This is a genomic window from Microlunatus parietis (genome assembly GCF_013407955.1).
Classification (GTDB): domain Bacteria; phylum Actinomycetota; class Actinomycetes; order Propionibacteriales; family Propionibacteriaceae; genus Microlunatus; species Microlunatus parietis.
The window spans coordinates 4,578,614-4,597,099 of record NZ_JACCBU010000001.1 but is presented as its reverse complement, the minus strand read 5'-3'; the positions used below and the strand labels follow the sequence as shown (position 1 = coordinate 4,597,099).

16 protein-coding genes are annotated in these 18,486 nt (G+C 71.3%); 5 read left to right on the top strand and 11 right to left on the bottom strand.

Going from position 1 to position 18,486, the window contains the following annotated elements:
• Positions 1 to 2 precede the first annotated feature (2 nt).
• Positions 3 to 872 (top strand): iron-sulfur binding domain-containing protein, encoded by an 870-nt coding sequence (locus tag BKA15_RS22075; RefSeq protein ID WP_312879192.1) that lies wholly within the window; start codon positions 3 to 5, stop codon positions 870 to 872.
• A 20-nt stretch (positions 873 to 892) separates the two neighbouring features.
• Here the strand turns inward: BKA15_RS22075 and BKA15_RS22070 are convergent, their stop codons facing one another.
• The 3 genes from BKA15_RS22070 to BKA15_RS22060 form a co-directional block, all read right to left on the bottom strand.
• The gene (locus tag BKA15_RS22070) at positions 893 to 1,915 is read right to left on the bottom strand and encodes a glycoside hydrolase family 43 protein (protein ID WP_179754399.1); all 1,023 of its coding nucleotides are present in this window, start codon (positions 1,913 to 1,915) and stop codon (positions 893 to 895) included.
• Positions 1,916 to 2,290: 375 nt separating this feature from the next.
• Positions 2,291 to 3,769 carry a sensor histidine kinase gene (locus BKA15_RS22065; protein ID WP_179754397.1) on the bottom strand — a complete coding sequence of 493 codons (1,479 nt, stop codon included), beginning with the start codon at positions 3,767 to 3,769 and terminating at the stop codon, positions 2,291 to 2,293.
• 1 nt (position 3,770) lies between these two features.
• On the bottom strand, positions 3,771 to 4,496 hold the full coding sequence (locus BKA15_RS22060) for a response regulator transcription factor (RefSeq protein WP_179754396.1): 726 nt from the start codon (positions 4,494 to 4,496) through the stop codon (positions 3,771 to 3,773).
• 110 nt (positions 4,497 to 4,606) lie between these two features.
• On the opposite strand from BKA15_RS22060, the gene BKA15_RS22055 reads away from it, so the two are divergent.
• The 3 genes from BKA15_RS22055 to BKA15_RS36510 all read left to right on the top strand — a co-directional run bounded on the left by BKA15_RS22055 (position 4,607) and on the right by BKA15_RS36510 (position 10,632).
• Positions 4,607 to 6,811: an MMPL family transporter gene (locus BKA15_RS22055; protein WP_179754393.1), complete on the top strand. Its 2,205-nt coding sequence runs from the start codon at positions 4,607 to 4,609 to the stop codon at positions 6,809 to 6,811.
• A 147-nt stretch (positions 6,812 to 6,958) separates the two neighbouring features.
• Positions 6,959 to 8,854, top strand: coding sequence for an ABC transporter ATP-binding protein (locus BKA15_RS36975; protein WP_179754391.1), 1,896 nt, complete (start codon positions 6,959 to 6,961; stop codon positions 8,852 to 8,854).
• Positions 8,851 to 10,632: an ABC transporter ATP-binding protein gene (locus tag BKA15_RS36510; protein WP_179754389.1), complete on the top strand. Its 1,782-nt coding sequence runs from the start codon at positions 8,851 to 8,853 to the stop codon at positions 10,630 to 10,632. The genes BKA15_RS36975 and BKA15_RS36510 overlap by 4 nt, the downstream gene beginning before the upstream one ends.
• A 4-nt stretch (positions 10,633 to 10,636) precedes the next feature.
• Here BKA15_RS36510 and BKA15_RS22040 read toward each other — a convergent pair whose 3' ends face one another.
• Together BKA15_RS22040 and BKA15_RS22035 are read right to left on the bottom strand one after the other, a co-directional pair.
• Positions 10,637 to 11,476, bottom strand: a complete 840-nt coding sequence (locus BKA15_RS22040; protein WP_218871529.1) for a hypothetical protein — start codon at positions 11,474 to 11,476, stop codon at positions 10,637 to 10,639.
• Positions 11,473 to 12,552, bottom strand: a complete 1,080-nt coding sequence (locus BKA15_RS22035; protein ID WP_179754387.1) for a helix-turn-helix domain-containing protein — start codon at positions 12,550 to 12,552, stop codon at positions 11,473 to 11,475. Before BKA15_RS22035 ends, BKA15_RS22040 begins: the two co-directional genes overlap by 4 nt.
• Positions 12,553 to 12,683: 131 nt before the next feature.
• On the opposite strand from BKA15_RS22035, the gene BKA15_RS22030 reads away from it, so the two are divergent.
• Positions 12,684 to 13,133 (top strand): DoxX family protein, encoded by a 450-nt coding sequence (locus BKA15_RS22030; RefSeq protein ID WP_179754385.1) that lies wholly within the window; start codon positions 12,684 to 12,686, stop codon positions 13,131 to 13,133.
• Between the two features lie 24 nt (positions 13,134 to 13,157).
• On the opposite strand, the gene BKA15_RS22025 is transcribed toward BKA15_RS22030, so the two are convergent.
• The 6 genes from BKA15_RS22025 to BKA15_RS22000 are packed head-to-tail and all read right to left on the bottom strand — an operon-like array spanning position 13,158 to position 18,404.
• Positions 13,158 to 14,555, bottom strand: a complete 1,398-nt coding sequence (locus BKA15_RS22025; protein ID WP_218871528.1) for an acetyl-CoA carboxylase biotin carboxylase subunit — start codon at positions 14,553 to 14,555, stop codon at positions 13,158 to 13,160.
• Entirely contained in the window at positions 14,552 to 15,028 is a 477-nt protein-coding gene (locus BKA15_RS35745) for an acetyl-CoA carboxylase biotin carboxyl carrier protein (RefSeq protein ID WP_179754383.1), read from the bottom strand. The genes BKA15_RS22025 and BKA15_RS35745 overlap by 4 nt, the downstream gene beginning before the upstream one ends.
• Positions 15,025 to 16,701 (bottom strand): acetyl-CoA carboxylase carboxyltransferase subunit alpha, encoded by a 1,677-nt coding sequence (locus tag BKA15_RS22015; RefSeq protein ID WP_179754381.1) that lies wholly within the window; start codon positions 16,699 to 16,701, stop codon positions 15,025 to 15,027. The genes BKA15_RS35745 and BKA15_RS22015 overlap by 4 nt, the downstream gene beginning before the upstream one ends.
• Entirely contained in the window at positions 16,698 to 17,036 is a 339-nt protein-coding gene (locus BKA15_RS22010; RefSeq protein ID WP_218871527.1) for a TcmI family type II polyketide cyclase, read from the bottom strand. Before BKA15_RS22010 ends, BKA15_RS22015 begins: the two co-directional genes overlap by 4 nt.
• A 37-nt stretch (positions 17,037 to 17,073) precedes the next feature.
• On the bottom strand, positions 17,074 to 17,829 hold the full coding sequence (locus BKA15_RS22005; RefSeq protein WP_179754379.1) for a response regulator: 756 nt from the start codon (positions 17,827 to 17,829) through the stop codon (positions 17,074 to 17,076).
• Complete coding sequence (locus BKA15_RS22000; RefSeq protein WP_246323092.1) at positions 17,808 to 18,404, bottom strand: sensor histidine kinase; 597 nt, start codon at positions 18,402 to 18,404, stop codon at positions 17,808 to 17,810. The genes BKA15_RS22005 and BKA15_RS22000 overlap by 22 nt, the downstream gene beginning before the upstream one ends.
• Between the last annotated feature and the right edge of the window lie 82 nt (positions 18,405 to 18,486).

The following is an 18,486-nucleotide window of genomic DNA, read 5'->3' as shown; positions in this document are numbered from 1 at the left end:
CTGTGAACTCGGCGGTGGTGTCGGCGGTGCTGCGCTGGTACGGGTCCGAGGCCCGCGACCTGCCCTGGCGCCGGCCCGGCACCACCCCGTGGCAGATCATGATCAGCGAGTTCATGCTGCAGCAGACCCCGGTGGCCCGGGTGCTGGAGCCGTGGCAGCGCTGGGTCGACCGGTGGCCGGTGCCGGCCGCGCTGGCCGCCGAACCGTCCGGCGAGGCGGTCCGGGCCTGGGGCCGGCTGGGCTACCCGCGCCGGGCGCTGCGGCTGCACCGGGCCGCCGTCGCGATCGACCAAGATCACGACGGGGAGGTGCCGGCCGACCTGGCCGCGCTGCGCGCGCTACCCGGCGTCGGCGACTACACCGCAGCGGCCGTGGCCGGCTTCGGGTTCGGGCAGCGGCACCTGGTGCTGGACACCAACGTGCGCCGGGTGATCACCCGGATCGGCGCCGGTGTGCAGTATCCGGCCACCTCGCTGAGCGCCGCCGAACGGGCGCTGGCCGAGACGTTCCTGCCTCGGCAGGCACCGCGCGCCGCCCGCTGGGCCGCCGCCTCGATGGAACTCGGCGCCGTCGTCTGCACGGCCCGCTCGCCCCGCTGCGACGACTGCCCGGTCCGGTCCCGCTGCGCCTGGCGGGCCGCCGGCTATCCGGCCTGGGCCGGTCCGCCGCGCCTCGGCCAGACCTACACCGGCACCGACCGGCAGTGCCGCGGCGCCGTCCTCGCCGTACTCCGGGAGCGCGACGAGCCCGTACCCTCCGAAGAGCTCGCGACGGCCTGGCCCGACCATGATCAATTCGAGCGGGCCCTGGCCGGGCTGCTCGCCGACGGCCTGATCAGCGAGGGCCCGGCCGGCTACGCGCTGCCGATCTAGCGGGCGGACTCAGGCCATGATCATCGGCCGCTGTCGAGGTCGGTCCGCTGCCTGCCGAGCCGCAGCTCGGAGCCGACGAAGTCGATCTCGTAGATCTTCCCGCGCGCATTGGTGAACGGCCGGTGCAAGATCAACAGCGGGCGGCTGTCCGGGCCGAGGGTCGTGAAGATCATTCCGTGCCCGCTGTCCTGGCGCACCAAGGGCCGGTGTTGGAACCAGGGTCCGGCCAGTTCGCCCGAGTTCGCCACGGCATAGGTCTGCACATAACGGCCGCCGACCTGCTCACCGTTCGTGTTCTTCTCGTAGGTGGACCAGAGCATGATCAAGGCTCCGCTCGGCGCCCGGTAGAGCTGCGGCCCGTCGGTGACGTACGGAGCGAGCTGGCCCGTCGACGGCGCCGGCAGCTCCTCGCCGATCCAGGTCGCGTCGGATCCCTTGAAGAGGTGGATCGGGTCGCCGGCGGCCCGGCTGAGGTCTGCCTCGAGCGGTACCGCCTCGATCGTGCCGTCGATCTTCTGCAGCCATTCGTGCGCGTACACCATCCAGGGCCGGCCGCTCGGATCGACGTAGAGCGTCCCGTCCAGGTGCATGAAGTTCTCGGGTCCGGCCGGGCGGTCCTGGAGCGGCCGGAACGGTCCGAGCAGGCTGTCCGAGACGGCGATGATCGTGCCGCGTTGGTAGTTCTCCAGTTGGACCGGCATCCCGTACGGGCCCGGCGGCGGCACCGGGAGCGGCTTGTCCCGGTTGTGCAGCGTGGTGAAGAGGTAGTAGCGGCCGCCGTACTCGTGGACCTCCGGGGCCCACGCGCCGTCGGTCGCCCACATGCCCGGTTCGGTCCGGAACACGACGGCCGGCTCGGTCCAGTCCCGCAGGTTGCGGCTGCGATAGACCATCGTGCCGGTGCCGTCCTCGCCGGTCAGCGACGAGACGTTCGCGGTGTACAGGTGGTAATGCTCGGTCTTCTGGTCGACCACGACGCACGGATCGTGGAGCGGCATCTCGGGCAGCCGCAGCGGATAGCCGGGCTCGGCGGACGGTGACATGCGTGATCACGACTCCTCGGTGCGGTCATGCGATCCGGCGGGGAAGCGAGACGGTTGATCCTTACAGCTCTGAGCGTAGGTTCCGAGATCTTGATCGAACTTCGGGCGCCCGGCCGGCGATCTGCGCGACAGGCGCGTCTGGCCCCGAGCACGCGCGCCGAGGCCCAACGTCCGACCGGCGTTCCCGCGGGAACGCCCGGTCCAGCAGATCGGCACGGCGACTGCACCGGGACGCGGGGCCGCCTCAGCCCGGGCGGTCCGCCACTCACGTCGAGCGCTCCTGGTGCGAGTCCCGCAAGGTTCGTACCGGGGTAGGCGACTCCGGCGCCCGGCACGGGCACTGGGCAGGGGAGCGGATCGGCTTCAGGGTTGCGGTTACGTCAAGGGGAGGCGGACCCGGAACGTGGCGCCGCCGTCGGCGTTGTTCTCCGCGGTCACGGTGCCGCCGTGGGCCTGGGTGACCGCGGCGACGATCGAGAGGCCGAGCCCGGCCCCGCCGTGATGCCGTACCCGCGACTCCTCGGTCCGGTAGAACCGCTCGAAGATGTGCTGGCGCTCCTCCTCGGGCAGCCCCGGGCCGCTGTCCGACACCTCGATCACCGCGTCGCCGGCGTCGCGGCGGACCCGGACCACGGCCGGGGTGTCCGGCGGGGTGTGCTGGATGACGTTGGAGAGCAGGTTGCCGAGCACCTGGCGGAGCCGGTGCGGGTCGCCCTGGACGACGACCGGCTCCTGGCCGGCGCCGGTGTCCGGGGCGTCCAGCCGGATGCTCCGGCCCGGATCGGTGACGACGGCGTCGGCGACCGCGTCCGAGGCCAGGTCGGTCAGGTCGACCGGCTCCCGTTCCAGCGGCCGGCCCTGGTCCAGCCGGGCCAGCAACAGCAGCTCGTCGACCAGCAGGCCCATCCGGTGCGCCTCCGACTCGATCCGGCGGAGGATCTTCGCCAGGTCGTCCGGCCGGGCCGCGGCGCCGCGGCGGAACAGCTCGGCGTGGCCGCGGATCGTCGCGATCGGGGTCCGCAGCTCGTGCGAGGCGTCGGCCACGAACCGGCGCAGTTGCTGTTCCGAGGCGGCCCGTTCGGCGAAGGCCCGCTCGATCTGGCCGAGCATCGCGTTGAGCGCCGCGGACAGCCGGCCGATCTCGGTACTCGGCCGGGACGGCGGCACCCGGCGGGTCAGGTCGCCGGAGCCGATCTCGCGGGCCACCTCGGCGATGTCGTTCAGCGGCCGGAGGCCGCGCCGGACCACCGACAGCGACAGCAGCGCGACCGCGATCAGGGCGACCAGCCCGGACACGGTCGCGGCACTGGCCACCCGGCTCATCAGTTCGTCGGTCGCCTGGGTCCGCATCCCGACGATCAGCTGCTCGCCGCCGTCGCCGACCCGGCTGGACCGGATCAGCCAGCCCGGATCGTCGGCGCTGCCGTCGGACCGCATCGTCTCGGCTTCGCCGAACGCCTCGCCGTCCGGGTTCTCCGCCGTCGCCTCGACCGGCCAGTACGCCTTCGGCAGCGGCTCGGGCAGGTCCGGCGCCGACCCGTACACCACGGTCTGGAGCACCATCCCGTCCGCCGACCGTAGCTGGAAGAACGACGGCACCTCGCCGTCCTGGGAGGCCAGCGTCGACCAGGTCCGCCAGACGTCGTCCTCGGCGCCGGCGTCGCGCAGCCGCAGCCGGGGCTCCGGCCGGGCGGCGAGCTCGGTGCCGAGCTGCCGGCCGACCGAGGTCAGCACGTCGTCGTTGCGGTCGGTCTGCCAGTCCTGCAGCGCGCCGGCGGTGGCCCCGAGCGCCACCCCGCAGCCGAGGACGAGCAGGCTGAGGACGGTCAGCACCAGGCGGGTGCGCAGCGACATGTCAGTTCCCGGCGCCGCGCCTGCGGACCGAGCTGTCCCCCTCCGGGAGCCGGACGATGTAGCCGATCCACGGGATGGTGTGGATCAGCGGCGGGTCGTAGGCGTCGATCTTGCGGCGCAGGTACGAGATGTAGGTCTGCACCACGCCGTCGTTGCCGGCGAAGTCGTACTCCCAGACGTGGTCCAGAATTTGCCGTTTGGACAGCACCTTGCCGGCGTGTGCGACCAGGTAGCGGAGCAGCTTGAACTCGGTGGGAGTCAGCTCGATCGGCTCGCCGTGCCGCCGTACCTCGTGCGCGTCGTCGTTGATCTCCAGGTCCGCGAAGCCGATCCGGTTGCTGCCCGCGTCCGGCTTGGACCGGCGCAGCACCGCCTGGACCCGCAGCATCAGCTCGTCCAGGCTGAACGGTTTGGTGACGTAGTCGTCGCCGCCGACGGTGAGGCCGGCGATCTTGTCCTCGGTCGCGTCGCGCGCGGTGAGGAAGACGACGGGCGCGTTCTTGCCGTTGGCCCGCAGGGTCCGGCAGGTGTCCAGGCCGGAGCCGTCCGGCAGCATGACGTCGAGCACGATCAGGTCCGGATCGAACGTGGACACCTGTTCGATCGCCTCCCGGCCCGTCCCCGCGACGGACGTCTCGAACCCCTCGTACCGCAGCGCGGTCGCGATCAAGTCAGCCAGATACTGCTCGTCGTCGACCACGAGGACTCGTGTTGTTGATCCGCTCACGGGGTCCAGTCTGACGGGTCGGTGGCCGGAGAGTTCATAGAGAACTCTGTGACAGCGACCTCTCAGACCGATCGCACGCCGATCGAAGATCAATTTGATGGTCTGGTGCCGTGGAAACCTTGTCGCGCTTCGTCCTGGCCCGTGGTCGGCTGATCACGCTGCTCACCGTCATCGCCGTCGCCCTCGGCGGCGGCGCGCTCGCCGTCGTCATGGCGACTGTATCCGAGAAGAACGAGTATCCCGGTCTGCCCGGCTACGAGGCCAATCAGCAGATCCTGCAGACCTACGGCACCGGCGGGTACGAACGCCCGTACCTGCCCGTGATCACGCTGCCGGAGGGCATGACCGCCGACAGCCCGGAGGGCCGCGAGGTGCTGACGGCCGCGTTCGCCGCAGCCGACCGGGCGACCGGTGGCCGGGTCGTCTCCTACGTCGACACGGGTGACCCGAGGTTCCTCGGCGCCGACGGCCGGACGACGTTCGGCCTGATCTTCGGCGGGCCGGTCGAGCAGGGCGGGATCCCCGGCAGCGCCCTCGGCGAGGGCAGCACGCTGAACCTCACCATCGAGGAGGCGATGCGGCCGGTGCTGCCGCCGGGCACGACGCTGTTCGTCACCGGGCTCGATCCGCTGGCCACCGGGGCGGACGCCGGCGGGCTCAACGTACCGGTGAAGTTGTTGATCACGCTCGCCGCGGCGATGGTCGTGCTGGCCTGGGTGTTCCGCTCGGCGCTGGCCGTGGTACCGCTGCTGACCGCGCTGATCGCGCTGCCGGTCTCGTTCATCGGGCTGCTCGGAGCCGGTCTGATCATCGACGTGCACGAGACGACGATGACCATGATCCCGTTGCTCGGGCTGGGCATCGCGATCGACTACGCGTTGATCCTGGTCACCCGTTGGCGCGAGGAACGGGCCGCCGGGCGGGTCGGCGACGAGGCCGTCCACCGGGCGATGGCGACCGCCGGGCACGCGATCGTCTTCTCCAGCGTCGCGGTGGCGATCGGGCTGTTGGCCATGATCGTCCTGCCGATCCCGATCATGCGCAGCCTCGGCGTCGGCGGGACGCTGGTCACCGCCACCAGCGCCGTGGTGTCGCTCACCGTCCTGCCGTTGATCTTGTCCTGGACCGGCCGCCGGCTGGACCGGCGGGCTGCGGCAGGGAAGCCGGTGCGACCGACCGGGTACGAGCGGGCCGGTCGGTTCTGGACGGCGTGGGCCCGGACCGTGGTCCGGCGCCGCTGGATCGTGGCGATCGGCTCGGTCGCCGCCCTCGGCGCACTGACCGTGGTCGCGCTCGGGATCAACCTGAACGTGCCGGTCAGCGGCGGCCTGTCCCGGTCCGGCCCCGGCCACGACGGGCTGGTCGCCCTGCAGCGCGCCGGCGTCCCCTCGGGCCCGCTGACCTCCTTCGACGTGTACCTGCCGCCGGGCACCGACCGAGCCGCGGTCGCCGACGGAATCCGTTCCCTGGAAGGGATCTACACGGTCGTCGCGCCGGACGGGCCGGACTGGCGGGCGGCCGACGGCTCGGCTCTGCTGACCGTGCTGCCGGTCGACGAGGGCGGCTCGCCGGCCGGGCGGGAGACCGTCCAGCGGGTGATCGACGCTGTGCCGGACGGTGTCCTGGTCGGCGGCAACGTGACCCAGCAGATCGACTACATCGACGCGACCTACGCCGCGTTCCCGTGGATGCTGGCGCTGATCGCGTTGATCACGTTCGTGATGCTGGCCCGAGCGTTCCGCTCGGTGCTGCTGCCGCTGAAGGCGATTGCGCTGAACCTGCTCTCGCTGGGTGCGGTGATGGGTGCGATGGTGATCTTCTGGCAGTGGGGCTGGGGCACCGAGGCGCTGCTGGGGATTCAGCCGAACGGCACCGTCGGCACCTTCATCCCGGTGACGATCTTCGCCTTCCTGTACGGCCTCTCGATGGACTACGAGGTCTTCATCATCGCCCGGATGCGGGAGGAGTACGACCGCACCGGCTCGACCGAGGAGGCCATCGTGCAAGGCATCGGCCGGACCGGCCGGCTGGTCACCTGCGCGGCGCTGATCTTGTTCTTCTCGTTCGCCTCGATGGCCGGTGGCGGTGAACTGGATGTCGCCGTCTTCGCCTCCGGCGTCGCGCTCGGCATCATTCTGGACGCGACCTTGATCAGATCCCTGCTGGTGCCGGCCACCGTCGCCATGATGGGCCGCTGGAACTGGTGGCTGCCGGCCTGGCTCGCTCGCATCCTGCGGGTCGAGCCGTCGCCGGTCCGGAACGAAAGAACGGCCCCGATTCCGGAGCCGCGGGTGCCGGTGAGCACCGGCGTCTGATCTTCTGTTAGGTCAAGCTTATCGCAGTCCCACCCCGCTCCGCCTCCGGTTTATCGGCCCGTGAAATCGGGCTTCCGGGGCGGCTCGGAAGCTGCGCACAATGACCCGGCTCGGCCAGGAGACTCCTGGCTGACCAGGAGGTTCGTTGTGGCAGCGGGCGACACGGCGACGGCCGGCGGCGAGGTTCGCCGCCGGCTCGCCGACAGTCCGGGTCGCTATCTCCGGCACGCGCAGGTGCTCTGGCGAGCCTCCCGCCGGTGGACCGCGCTGACCACCCTGCTGGTCCTGCTGGACGCCGCCGTCCGAACCCTGTTGATGATCATGATCGGCTGGTTCGCCGGCTCGGTCGCGGCGGCCGTCCGGGCCGGCGCCCCGGCGTCGGACGCGGAGCAGGTCTGGACCTCCCTGGTCGCGGTGGCGGCCGTGCTGCTGCTCGGCCCGGTGCTGCAGTCGCTGAAGGCGGTGACGGCGGCCCGCTGCTCGGCGGCCTACCTCGCCTACGTCCTCGACCTGCTGGCCGAGGCCGGCGTCGGGCCGCGCGGGATCGGGCACCTGGACAGCCCGGGCCCCGCGGGCCGCCTCCGCGCCGTCGCCGACGCCACGAAGGACTGGTCGTTCCTGATGGGGATCGACTCGACCTGGTCGGTGCTGACCTCGCGCCTGGCCGCGCTCGGCGCCCTCGTGCTGCTACTGCCCTGGCGCTGGTGGGTGCCGCTCCTGGTCGCCGCCACGTTCGTCGTGCTGTCGTACGTCTTCCTGGGCTGGATCAGCCTGGCGTTCGACCGGCTGCTGCAGACGACCGGTGACCAGCGTCGGCGGGCCGGCTATCTGCGCGGCCTGATGCTCGGGACCGAGACGGCCAAGGAGGTCCGGCTGTTCGGCCTGGCGGACTGGCTCGGCGAGACCTACCGGTCGACCTGGACCGAGGCGATGACGGGACTGTGGCGGGCCCGGCAGCACGGCCTCGGGCCGGTCCTCGGCGCCTGCCTGGCCGTGGCCGCGGCGACCGGCGGAGCATTGATCATGATCGGGACCGATGTCGTCGCCGGGGCGGTGACGCTGGGCGGCGCGGTGATGCTGGCCCAAGCCGTGCTGCGGCTGCAGCAGTTCGGTCAGCTCGGGAACTTGAGTTCCGCCCTGACCCGGACCACCTCGACGCTCAACGCCCTCGCCGAACTGCGCCGTGACCTGGGTCTGCCGGCGGTCCGCACGCTGCCCGGTTCGGCCCGCCCGGCCGGTTCTGATCGCGGCCCGGCAGCGGTCCGGCTGGACGGCGTCAGCTTCGGCTATCCGAGTCGGGGCACCCTCGCCCTGGACGGGGTCAGCCTGGACATCCCGGCCGGGCAGTCGGTCGCCGTCGTCGGCAGCAACGGCGCCGGCAAGTCGACCATGATCAAACTGCTCTGCGGGCTCTACCGGCCGGATCGGGGCGCCGTCCGGGTGGACGGCGCGGACCCGGCGGCCGACGAGAGCGCCCGGAGCCGGGTGGCGGTGATCTTCCAGGACTTCGTCCGCTATCACCTTCCGCTGCGGGACAACGTCCGGCTCGACGCCGACGATCATGATCGCGAGGTGCTGCAGCGGGCCCTCGCCGATGCCGGCGGCGCAGGCCTGCTGAACCGGCTCGATCATGGCTGGGACACCGTGCTGTCACACGCCTACGACGGCGGCACTGACCTGTCCGGCGGCCAGTGGCAGCGGGTCGCCCTGGCCCGGGCGCTGGCTGCGGTGGCCGACGGTGCCGGCGTGTTGATCTTGGACGAGCCGACCGCCGCGTTGGACGTGCGGGCTGAGGCGGAACTGTTCGACCGATTCCTCGAGGTGACCCGCGGCGTCACCACGATCCTGGTCAGCCACCGGCTGTCCAGCGTCCGGCACGCCGACCGGATCGTCGTACTGGCCGACGCCGCGGACGATGATCGTGGAATCGTCGAGGACGGGACGCATCAGGAGCTGCTGGCCCGCGGCGGCCGGTACGCGGCCATGTTCCGGCTGCAGGCGCGGCGCTTCGCCCGCGACGATTCCGGCGAGGACCCCCGATGAGCCCGGCCCTGCGCGGGATCGGCATCGTGCTGCGGACGGCCGTCCGGGTCAGCCCGTGGCAGTCGCTGCTGTGCCTGGTCGAGACGGTCGGCAAGGTGCTGGCCGCGCTGGCGCCGCTGTTCGTCGGGATCTTCGCCGCCGGGGCCGTCGACCGCGACCTCGGCCGGATGGCCGGCGCGGCCCTCGCCCTGGTCGGTTCGACCGCCGTCACGAACGCCTTCTCGGCCGTCGGCGTGAACGCCCAGGTGAAGCAGCACGAACTCGTCGGGCACACCCTGGACGCCGAGATCGCCCACCGCACCGCGAGCCTGCCGACCCTGGATCACCTGGAGTCGGCTCGCTTCCAAGATCGACTGCAGCTCCTGAAGGACGGCGAGGGCGTGCTCGGCGGAGCCTTCAGCCTGCTGGTCCACACGATCAACGTCGTGGCGTTCTCGGTCGCGGTACTGGTCGTGGCGGCCACGGCGGACTGGCGGCTGTTGATCTTGATCGCGATCGGCGGGATCCGGATGATCAGCGCCCGCTGGTCCGTCCGCTGGGAGCGGGACGCCGAGGAGGCCGGCGCCGCCGCGAGCCGGCTGTCCCGCCATCTGCTCGACCTGACCGGTTCGCCCGCGGCGGGCGCGGAGACCCGGGTCTTCGGCCAGCAGCAGGCGCTGCGCCGCCGGCTCCGGGCGGCGGTTCGCGGCTGGCGTACCCCACTGGTCCGGGCCGGTGACCGGACCGCGGTGCTGGACGCCGTACACCTGCTCGTCTTCTACGCCGTGGCCGCGCTGATCCTGGGCTGGATGACCCGGGATGCCTTGGCCGGAACGGTCCCCGTGCAGGCTCTGGTGGTCGCCGTGGGGGTGCTCGGGTCGCTGCACGGAGTGAGCTCGTCCTTCGTCGAGGCGATCCGCAACTTCACCCGGATCGGCCGGAACTGTGCCCGGCTGGTGTGGCTGATCGACTACTCCGACCGGGTCACGGCGAACCAGCCGGCCCGGACCGTACCGCCGACCCGCCTCGAGCACGGCCTCCGGATCGAGAACCTGAGCTTCGGCTACGGCGACGCCGACCGGCCGGTCCTGACCGGCATCGATCTCGATCTGCCGGCCGGAACGGTGATCGCCCTGGTCGGCGAGAACGGCGCCGGCAAGTCCAGCCTGGTGAAGTTGATCACCGGTCTGCACCGGCCGACCGGCGGGCGGATCATGATCGACAACGTCGACCTCGCCGACCTCGACCCGAGCGCCTGGCGGCCCCGGCTGTCCGGAGCGTTCCAGGACCACGCCCGCTTCGAGTTCACCGCGCAGCGTTCCATCGGCGTCGGTGACCTCCCGGCGCTGGACCGGGAGGACCGGGTCCGCCGGGCCCTGCACGACGCGGCCGCCGAGGACGTCATCGCAGCCCTGCCGCACGGGCTCGCCACCCAGCTCGGCACCGCCTGGGCGGACGGCGTCGACCTCTCCGGCGGCCAGTGGCAGCGGATCGCCATCGCCCGCGGCATGATCCGCCCGGCCCCGCTGCTGCTGGTCCTCGACGAACCGACCTCGGCCCTCGACGCCGCCACCGAACACGCCCTGTTCGAGCGCTATGCCGCCGCCGCCCGCACCGCCGCCGGCCACGGCGCGATCACCCTGCTGGTCACCCACCGCTTCTCCACCGTCGCCGCCGCCGATCTGGTCGTCGTCCTCGACCAGGGCCGGGTCGTCGAGACCGGCACCCACGAGGAGCTGGTCGCCGCCCAGGGCCGCTACGCGGAGCTGTACGAACTCCAGGCCCGCGGCTACCGGTGAGGAGTCACCGATCCGAGCCCAACGACGATGACGCCGTGATCAACTCACCGACGAGAGCCGCGAAGGCCGGCGGAACGGTGGGGTCACCCTGCGCGGCCGATCCGGCGATGCGAGGTATCCGACTTTCCGGAGCTGTGGCCTGCCCTCGCAGGATGTTGAGCGCTTCGGTGGTCGCGGCCGAGGCGTGCTCGTCCTCCTGGTGCCGGCGGAATCCGAGGACGAACTCGCTGACGTCGACTGCCTGGAGCAGCCTGAACACGTCCAGCGCATCCTTCTCCTTCACCCGATCGGGCTGATTTGCTGCTTGCTCGAGGCGCTCGCCGATCTTGATCACCTTCGCCGTCAGCAGCGCAGCCGGGCCGGCCACCCGCAGGTCGCTCGCCCTGGCGTCGCTCGGATCAAGCGAGACAAGGGTGACGATCTCGTTGTCGATCAAGGCCGGCTCGAGACCGTGAGCGATCCGTGCGGTGGCCTTCTCGTGAGGCGCGATCCGTGCCGCACGCGCGGAGCGCCTGTCAGTACCCGCCTGGTGCGGCACGACCATGAGATCAATCGCGACGTCACTCAGAGCCACCCAGTGGCCGGGATTGGTGCCTGGCCTGAATCCGGCTGCCCGCAACTGCGATCCGATCTCCGGCGAATCGGCAAGCCTACGCGTGTCGACGGCAAGATCAGCATCCGTCGTCATGAGCGGAACGTTCAGGTCCGTCGCTCCGGTGTGGTGGTAGATCGCCTGGGCACCCACGAGAACGAGGCTGCTCAGGTGGCTGTCCAGAGCCGCGAGTGCCTGGAGCAGGACGCTGCGAGCAGCCACGTACTCCGGTGCAGGTTCGTCCATGATCATGCCTTCCACAGTGGGTCCGATGCCGCGAGCGCGTCCATCAATTGCTCCGCCTCCGCATCGGACCGGCCGGGCAACGTGAGCAGGTCCGCGAAGACGAGCGGCAGCGGCGCTGTCACGAGTACGCCGGGATCACCGACTGGTGTGAGGATGTCGGGGTCTTGCGGTCGCGCGATGATCACATTGGCCGTCGCCGGTTCAGCATCGATCAGGCCGAGGTCGGCGGCGACCTGCGCCGGTTCCAGCGTGTAGAGGGCAAGCAGGCGGAGCGGAACAACCGAAGTCGCGGACTCGGGAAGCAGCCGGCGGGCTGCGGCCGAGCCGGTGAGCGCAACCCCGGCCAGCTCACCGACACGCGTTAACGCCCGGTCCAGCCCCCTCGCCGCGATGAGGTACCGGACCGGATGGTTGGTCTTCGCGAATGCGTAGTCCGCCACCCACCGACGCAGCAGCCTGCGGCGCCGAACGGCGACGACGCCGCCATCGTCACTCCGGTCGACGATGCCCTCCGAGGCCAGGGTGGCCAGGAGCTTGGACACCGAGCCTGGCGACACACCGGCGATGCCGGCGAGGCGTCGGACCCGGACGGGCAACTCAGTCGTCGCCAGACTGCGAATGATTCGACTTGCTGCGAGCCCGTTGAACCGAGTCACCGCCGACCCGGCTGGCACCCGCGGCGATCGCGCGGCGCCTTGTCCGGTGAGAAGCACGAGAGGCTCGGCCGACACGACCCGAATCCAGCCGGTCGAGTCGGCGAAACTGAGCTCCTCGGCGGCCAGGGCGTCCCGCAGTGCGGGGCCGATGTAGTCGGATACGAACAGGACCGGAACACCGCCGGTCGTGCGCTGAAGATCTCGGAGCGCGCGAATCAGCAGTGAGGCCGAGATCGAGCCGGATCGCTTCGCTTCGACCAGGAACGAGAGCCGTTCGGACCCCGGCCCCACCAGTTCGACGAGGCCGTCCGCTCGCGAGTCCCCCGCCCCGGGTCTGTAGTCGAGGCGCCAGGAGGCGGGCAGCTGCGCCGCAAGGCGATCGAGCGCCTCATCGATCAGTGTTTCCCTAGAGGGTGTGTTTCCCATGACTAGAAACAGGCTAGTTCAGGAAACACAACCTGCCAAGCCGCGATCGACAGGGAACGAGTGTCCGATCCACCGGGGTCCGTTCGTGGGGAGGGCAAGGAGACGCTTCGTACGAACTGAGGAGATTGATCATGAACGTCTTCGCCAACAAGCCCGGTACGAAAATCGCGGTGTGGATCGTGTCCGCGCTGCTCGCGGCGTTCTTCGTGTTCGTCGGCAGCAGCAAGGCCCTGATGGCCTGGGAGGTGCTGGAGGCGGCCTCGATGGGGATCCCGGTGATCCTGCTCAAGATCGCCGGGTTCGCGGAGCTGTTCGGGGCGGTCGGGTTAATCGTGCCGGCGCTCACCCGGATCGCTCCGGTGCTGACCCCGATCGCGGCGGCCGGGCTGGCCGTGACCATGATCGGCGCGACCGGGGTGGAGATCGCGCTGGGCCGTCCGGTCACGGCCGTCGAGGCCGCGGTCGCCGGGGTGCTGGCCGCCTTCGTCGCGATCGTCCGGTTCGCCGGGCTGCGCGCGACGACGCCGCGACGAGTTCCGGAGATCGGCACTCGTCACGGCGTGTCTGCTGGTGCGGCCTGAGACCGTAGGCGATGATCTTCGGACTCAGGCGGCCTGTTCGTCGCGATCGGCGACGAGCAGGCCGTCGACGAATCTGGTGGTGTGCCGGGCGGCGGCGAAGTCCGGGTGGGTGATCAGCCGGCGCAACAGCGGGATCGTGGTCCGGACTCCCGGGCCCTCGACGACATACTCCGCCAGGGCTCGATCCGCGCGGGCGATCGCCTGCTCCCGGGTCGGCGCCCAGACGATCAGCTTCGCGATCAAGGAATCGTAGTGCGGCGAGACGGTGTCGCCCTGGACGAAGCCCGAGTCGATCCGCACCCCCGGGCCGCCCGGCTGCCGCAGTTCGGTCAGCCGGCCCGGCGTCGGCGCGAAGCCTCGGTCCGGGTCCTCGGCGTTGATCCGGCACTCGATCGCCGCCCCGCGCGGCCGGACGTCCTGCTGGCCGTAGCCCAGCGGCTCGCCGCTCGCGACCCGGAGCTGCTCGGCGATCAGGTCGAGGCCGGTCAGCATCTCGGTGACCGGGTGCTCGACCTGGATCCGGCCGTTGATCTCCATGAACGTCGCCCGGCCGTCCGGGTCGACCAGGAACTCCATCGTGCCGGCGCCGACGTACCCGATCGCCTTCGCGCCGGCCACGGCATAACGCCCCAAGTCGGCCCGCAGCTCCTCGGACAAACCGGGCGACGGGGCCTCCTCGACCAGCTTCTGGTGCCGCCGCTGCAGGCTGCAGTCCCGCTCCCCCAGCGACACCGCGGTGCCGTGGCCGTCGGCCAGCAGTTGCACCTCGACGTGCCGGGCGGCGGGCAGGAACCGTTCCAGATAGACGTCGCCGTTGCCGAAGATCTGCCGGGCCAGGGCGACCGTCCGGCGGTACGACTCCGGCAGTTCGGCCGCCGTCGGCACGACCTGGATGCCGCGTCCGCCGCCACCGGCCGCCGCCTTCAGCACCACCGGAAAGCCGATTTCCTCGGCGATCCGGACCGCGTCGGTGACCGTCGGCACCGCCCCGTCGCTGCCCGGCAGCACCGGCAGCCCGGCCTCCCGCATCGCGACCCGGGTCCGGGCCTTGTCGCCGAGCTCCTCCATCACCGCCGGCGGCGGGCCGACGAACACGATGCCGTTCTCGGCGCAGATCTGGGCGAAGTCCGGATCCTCGGACAGGAAGCCGTAACCGGGATGGATCGCGTCGACGCCGTACCGCAGCGCGGTCTCGATCAGGCTCGGCAGGTAGAGATAGCTGCGCTTCGCGGCCGGCGGCCCGATGTGCGCCGTCTCGTCGGCGTAGCGGGCCACCGCGCTGTCCAGGTCGGCGCTGGAACAGACGGCGACGGTACGGATGCCGAGCTCGCGACAGGTCCGGGCGATCCGCAGCGCGATCTCGCCGCGGTTCGCGATCAGCACCGACCGGATCGGTTTCGTGATCATGCTGGTGTCGATCATGAAGCCGCCTCCCGGACCCGGACCAGCGGCTGGCCGAACTCGACCGGCGCGGCGTCGGCGACCAGCACCTCGACCACCTCGCCGGGCCGGTCGGCGGCGACCGGGTTCATCAGCTTCATCGCCTCGATGATGCCGATCGTCTGGCCGGCCTCGACCCGGTCGCCCGGCCGGACGAACGGGCTCGCGCCCGGCTCCGGCGCCACGTAGAACGTGCCGACCAGCGGCGCCGGAATGACCTCGCCGTCCGGCTCCGGCTCGTCCTCGACCGGCACCGCCGCCACCGGTCGCGCTGCCGGCGCGGGGGCCGGCCCGCCGTCCGGCAGGACCGGCGCGGGGTCGGCCCAGGTCACCTCGAGCGAACACTCGCCGGCCCGGACCGACACCCGCGACACCGGGCCCGGCACGGTCTTGACCAGGCTGCTCACTTCTTCCCGGAGCAGCCGCAGCGTGCTCTCGTCGGGCTCCGTGGTCACGCGATCACCCCCAGCGCGCGGAACCGGTCGTAGCGCTGCTGCCGGCACTTCTCGCCGGACCAGCCGGCCACCGCGTCCAGCTCCGCCATGATCATCGAGCGAACGGCCGTCGTGGTCTCGTCCGGCGCCGTGTGCGCGCCGCCGTCCGGCTCCGGCACGATCGCGTCGATCACGCCGAGCTTGATCAACTCCGGCGCGGTGATCTTCATCGTCTCGGCCAGCCGGGCCGCCTCGCCGGCGTGCCCGTACAGGATGGTCGAGCAGCTCTCCGGGCTGATCACCGAGTAGCAGGCGTTCTCCAGCATCAGCACCCGGTTGCCGACGGCCAGTGCCAGTGCGCCGCCGCTGCCGCCCTCACCGGTGATCACGCTGATCACCGGCACGGTCAGCTCCGCCATTCCCGCGATGCACTCCGCGATCGCCCAGGCCTGGCCGCGTTCCTCGGCGGCGACCCCGGGCGCGGCGCCCTGGGTGTCGACGAACGTGATCACCGGGATGTCCAGCCGCTCGGCCAGCCGGAGCAGCCGGAGCGCCTTGCGATAGCCCTCCGGCTGCGGCATCCCGAAGTTCCGCAGCACCAGTGTCGCGGTGTCGTGGCCCTTCTCGTGCCCGAGCACCATGACCGTGCGACCGCCGATCGAGGCCAGGCCGCCGACGACGGCCGGGTCGTCGCCGTGGGTACGGTCGCCGTGCAGCTCGACGAAGTCGTCGCAGATCGCCTCCAGGTAGTCGGACGTGACCGGCCGCTGGATCTGCCGGGCCAGCTTGAGCACCTCGGCCGCCGGGCGCTGCCGTACCTCCGCGGTGCCGAGTCGATCATGAAGCACGCCGCTGCGGTCGCCGCCGGCGGACCGGCCGGCGTCCAAGATCAACAACCGGGTCAGCGTCGAGCGCAGGCTCTTCCGCGGCTCGACCCGGTCGATCATCCCGGCCCCGTGCAGGTACTCGGCGGTCTGGAAGCCCTCCGGCAGGCGTTCCCGGGTGGCGTTCTCGATCACCCGTGGCCCGGCGAAGCCGATCATGGCGCCCGGTTCGGCGATCAGCACGTCGGCCAGCGTCGCGAAGGACGCGGTCACCCCGCCGTAGGTCGGGTCGGCCAGGACGCCGATGGTCAGGATGCCCCGCCGTCGCGCCTCGCCCATCGCCTGCGCCGTCTTCGCCAGCTGCATCAGCGACAGGCAACCCTCCTGCATCCGGGCACCGCCGGAGGAGACCAGGATCAGGTACGGCCAGCCGCGCTCGATCGCGTCCTCGGCCCCGCGGGTGATCACCTCGCCGACCGCCGAGCCCATGCTGCCGCCGAGGAACCGGAAGTCCATCGCCGCCAGGACGACGGGCCGGCCGTCGATCGTGGCCGTGCCGTGCACCGCCGCCTCGTCCAGCCCGGACCGACGACGCGCCCGCTGCACCCGCTCCGGGTACGGCAGCGTGTCGCTGAACCCGAGCGGGTCGGCGCTCCGCGGTTGATCAGCGGCCGGCACCCAGGAGCCCGGATCGACCAGCTGGTCGATCCGGGCACCGGCCCCGATCCGGTGGTGGTGGCCGCAGTCCGGGCAGACCTGCTGTTCCCGGCGCAGCCGCGGCTCGTACAGCGTCACCGAGCAGTTCGGGCAGCGCACCCATTCGCCGGCCGGCTGGCCCGTCGGCTGCGCGACCGGTGGCGACAGGGTCATCGTTGATCACCACTAGGAGTCCAGCTGTAGAAGCCGGACGCCATCGCGTCGGCCGGGCTGCGCCAGGTCGCCGGGTCGTACGGCGAGATGAACGCATCGAGGTCCGCGCTCAGCTCACGGAAGTCGTCCCGTCCGCGGGCCTCGGCCATCGCCGCGGCCGGGTCGCCGGCGAACTCGACCTGGTGGAAGTACAACCCCTGGTACTCGTAGAGGTCGCGCCGGACCACGCCGAGCGCACGCGGCAGCTCGGTCCGGTCCGAGGCGCCGAACAGCCGGGCGACGTCACCGGCGGCCCCCGGCCTGATCCGGGCCACGATCAGCATCCTTGTCGTCACTGGAATTCCTTTCCCTGTGAGGAATCGCGGTCGATGATCATGAGACTAGAAACCCGTCCGGCCGCTGTCGCCCGCCCGGAATGGGAACTTTGATCTCCCCCCGTGGTCGGTCCTCCACTCCCGCAGGCGGAGATGCGGACGGGATCCCGTTCTCGTAGGCGTAGATCACGACCTGCACCCGGTCCCGTACCCCGAGCTTCTGGTACAGGTGCTGCACATGCGACTTGATCGTGCTCTCGCCGAGCACCAGGTGCTGGGCGATCTCGGCGTTGTTGTAGCCCTGCACCAGCAGCAGGAACACGTCGTATTCGCGACCGGTCAGCGCGGCCAGGCCGGTGCCGTCGGTGGCCGGCCCGAGAGCGGGCCGGCGGACGAACTCCCTGATCAACATCCGGGTCACCGTCGGCGACAACAGCGCGTCGCCGGACGCGACCGCCCGGACCGCCTCGACCAGCTGGGTGCCCGTCGATTCCTTGAGCAGGAAGCCGCTGGCGCCGGCCCGCAACGCCTCGAACACGTGCTCGTCCTGGTCGTACATGGTCAGGATGATCACCTTCGGGCCGGGCCGACCGTCGGCACAGAGCTGCCGAGTCGCTTCCAGGCCGTCCATCCGCGGCATGTTGATGTCCATCAGGACGACGTCCGGATGGTGCCGGCGAACGTCGCGGATGGCCTCGATCCCGTTCCCGGCCTCGCCCACCATGATCATGCCCGGCTCGTCGGCGATCACCGACCCGACTCCGTGCCGGACCAGCGGCTGATCGTCGACGATCAGGATCTTGATCTCGTCCACGACCTCTCCCCCCGCAGTGCCGAAAGCGCCCCCGGGCAAGCCGGCAGGATCGCCTCGATGAAGAAGCGACGATCCGACATGCTGCCGTAGCCGAACGAGCCGCCGTGCTCGGTGACTCGCTCCTTCAGGCCCAGCAGCCCGCCGTCCTCCCGGGCGCCGGCGCCGAGGTAGCTGTTGCTCGCCGCCACCTCGTTGATCATGGTGATCCGGACCTGGTGTCCGAACGACACCGTCACGTCCACCGAGCCGGTGCCGTACTTGAGGGCGTTGGTCAACCCCTCCTGGACCACCCGGACCGTCGTATGCCGGACGCCCGCCGGCAGGGTCCGTTCCAGTTCCGCGTTCTCGAAGTGCAGGCCGCCACCCGGGTTCACCCGGGCGAACAGCTCCACGATCTCGGCCACCGCGTCGCTGGTGCCGGTGTCGATCTCCTGATCCCTGACGGCCGTCGTGCGCCGGAGCAGTCCCAGGATCCGGCGGAGCTCTCCCATCGCGTCCCGCGACGTCTCCTCGATCGAGCGGGCGTGGACCGCCGCTTCGTCCCCGTCGAGTCCCAGTCGACGGGCCGTCATCATGATCACCACCAGACGATGGCCGATCACGTCGTGCAGTTCGCGCGCGATGCGCCTCCGTTCCCGACCGACGGCGTCGCCGATC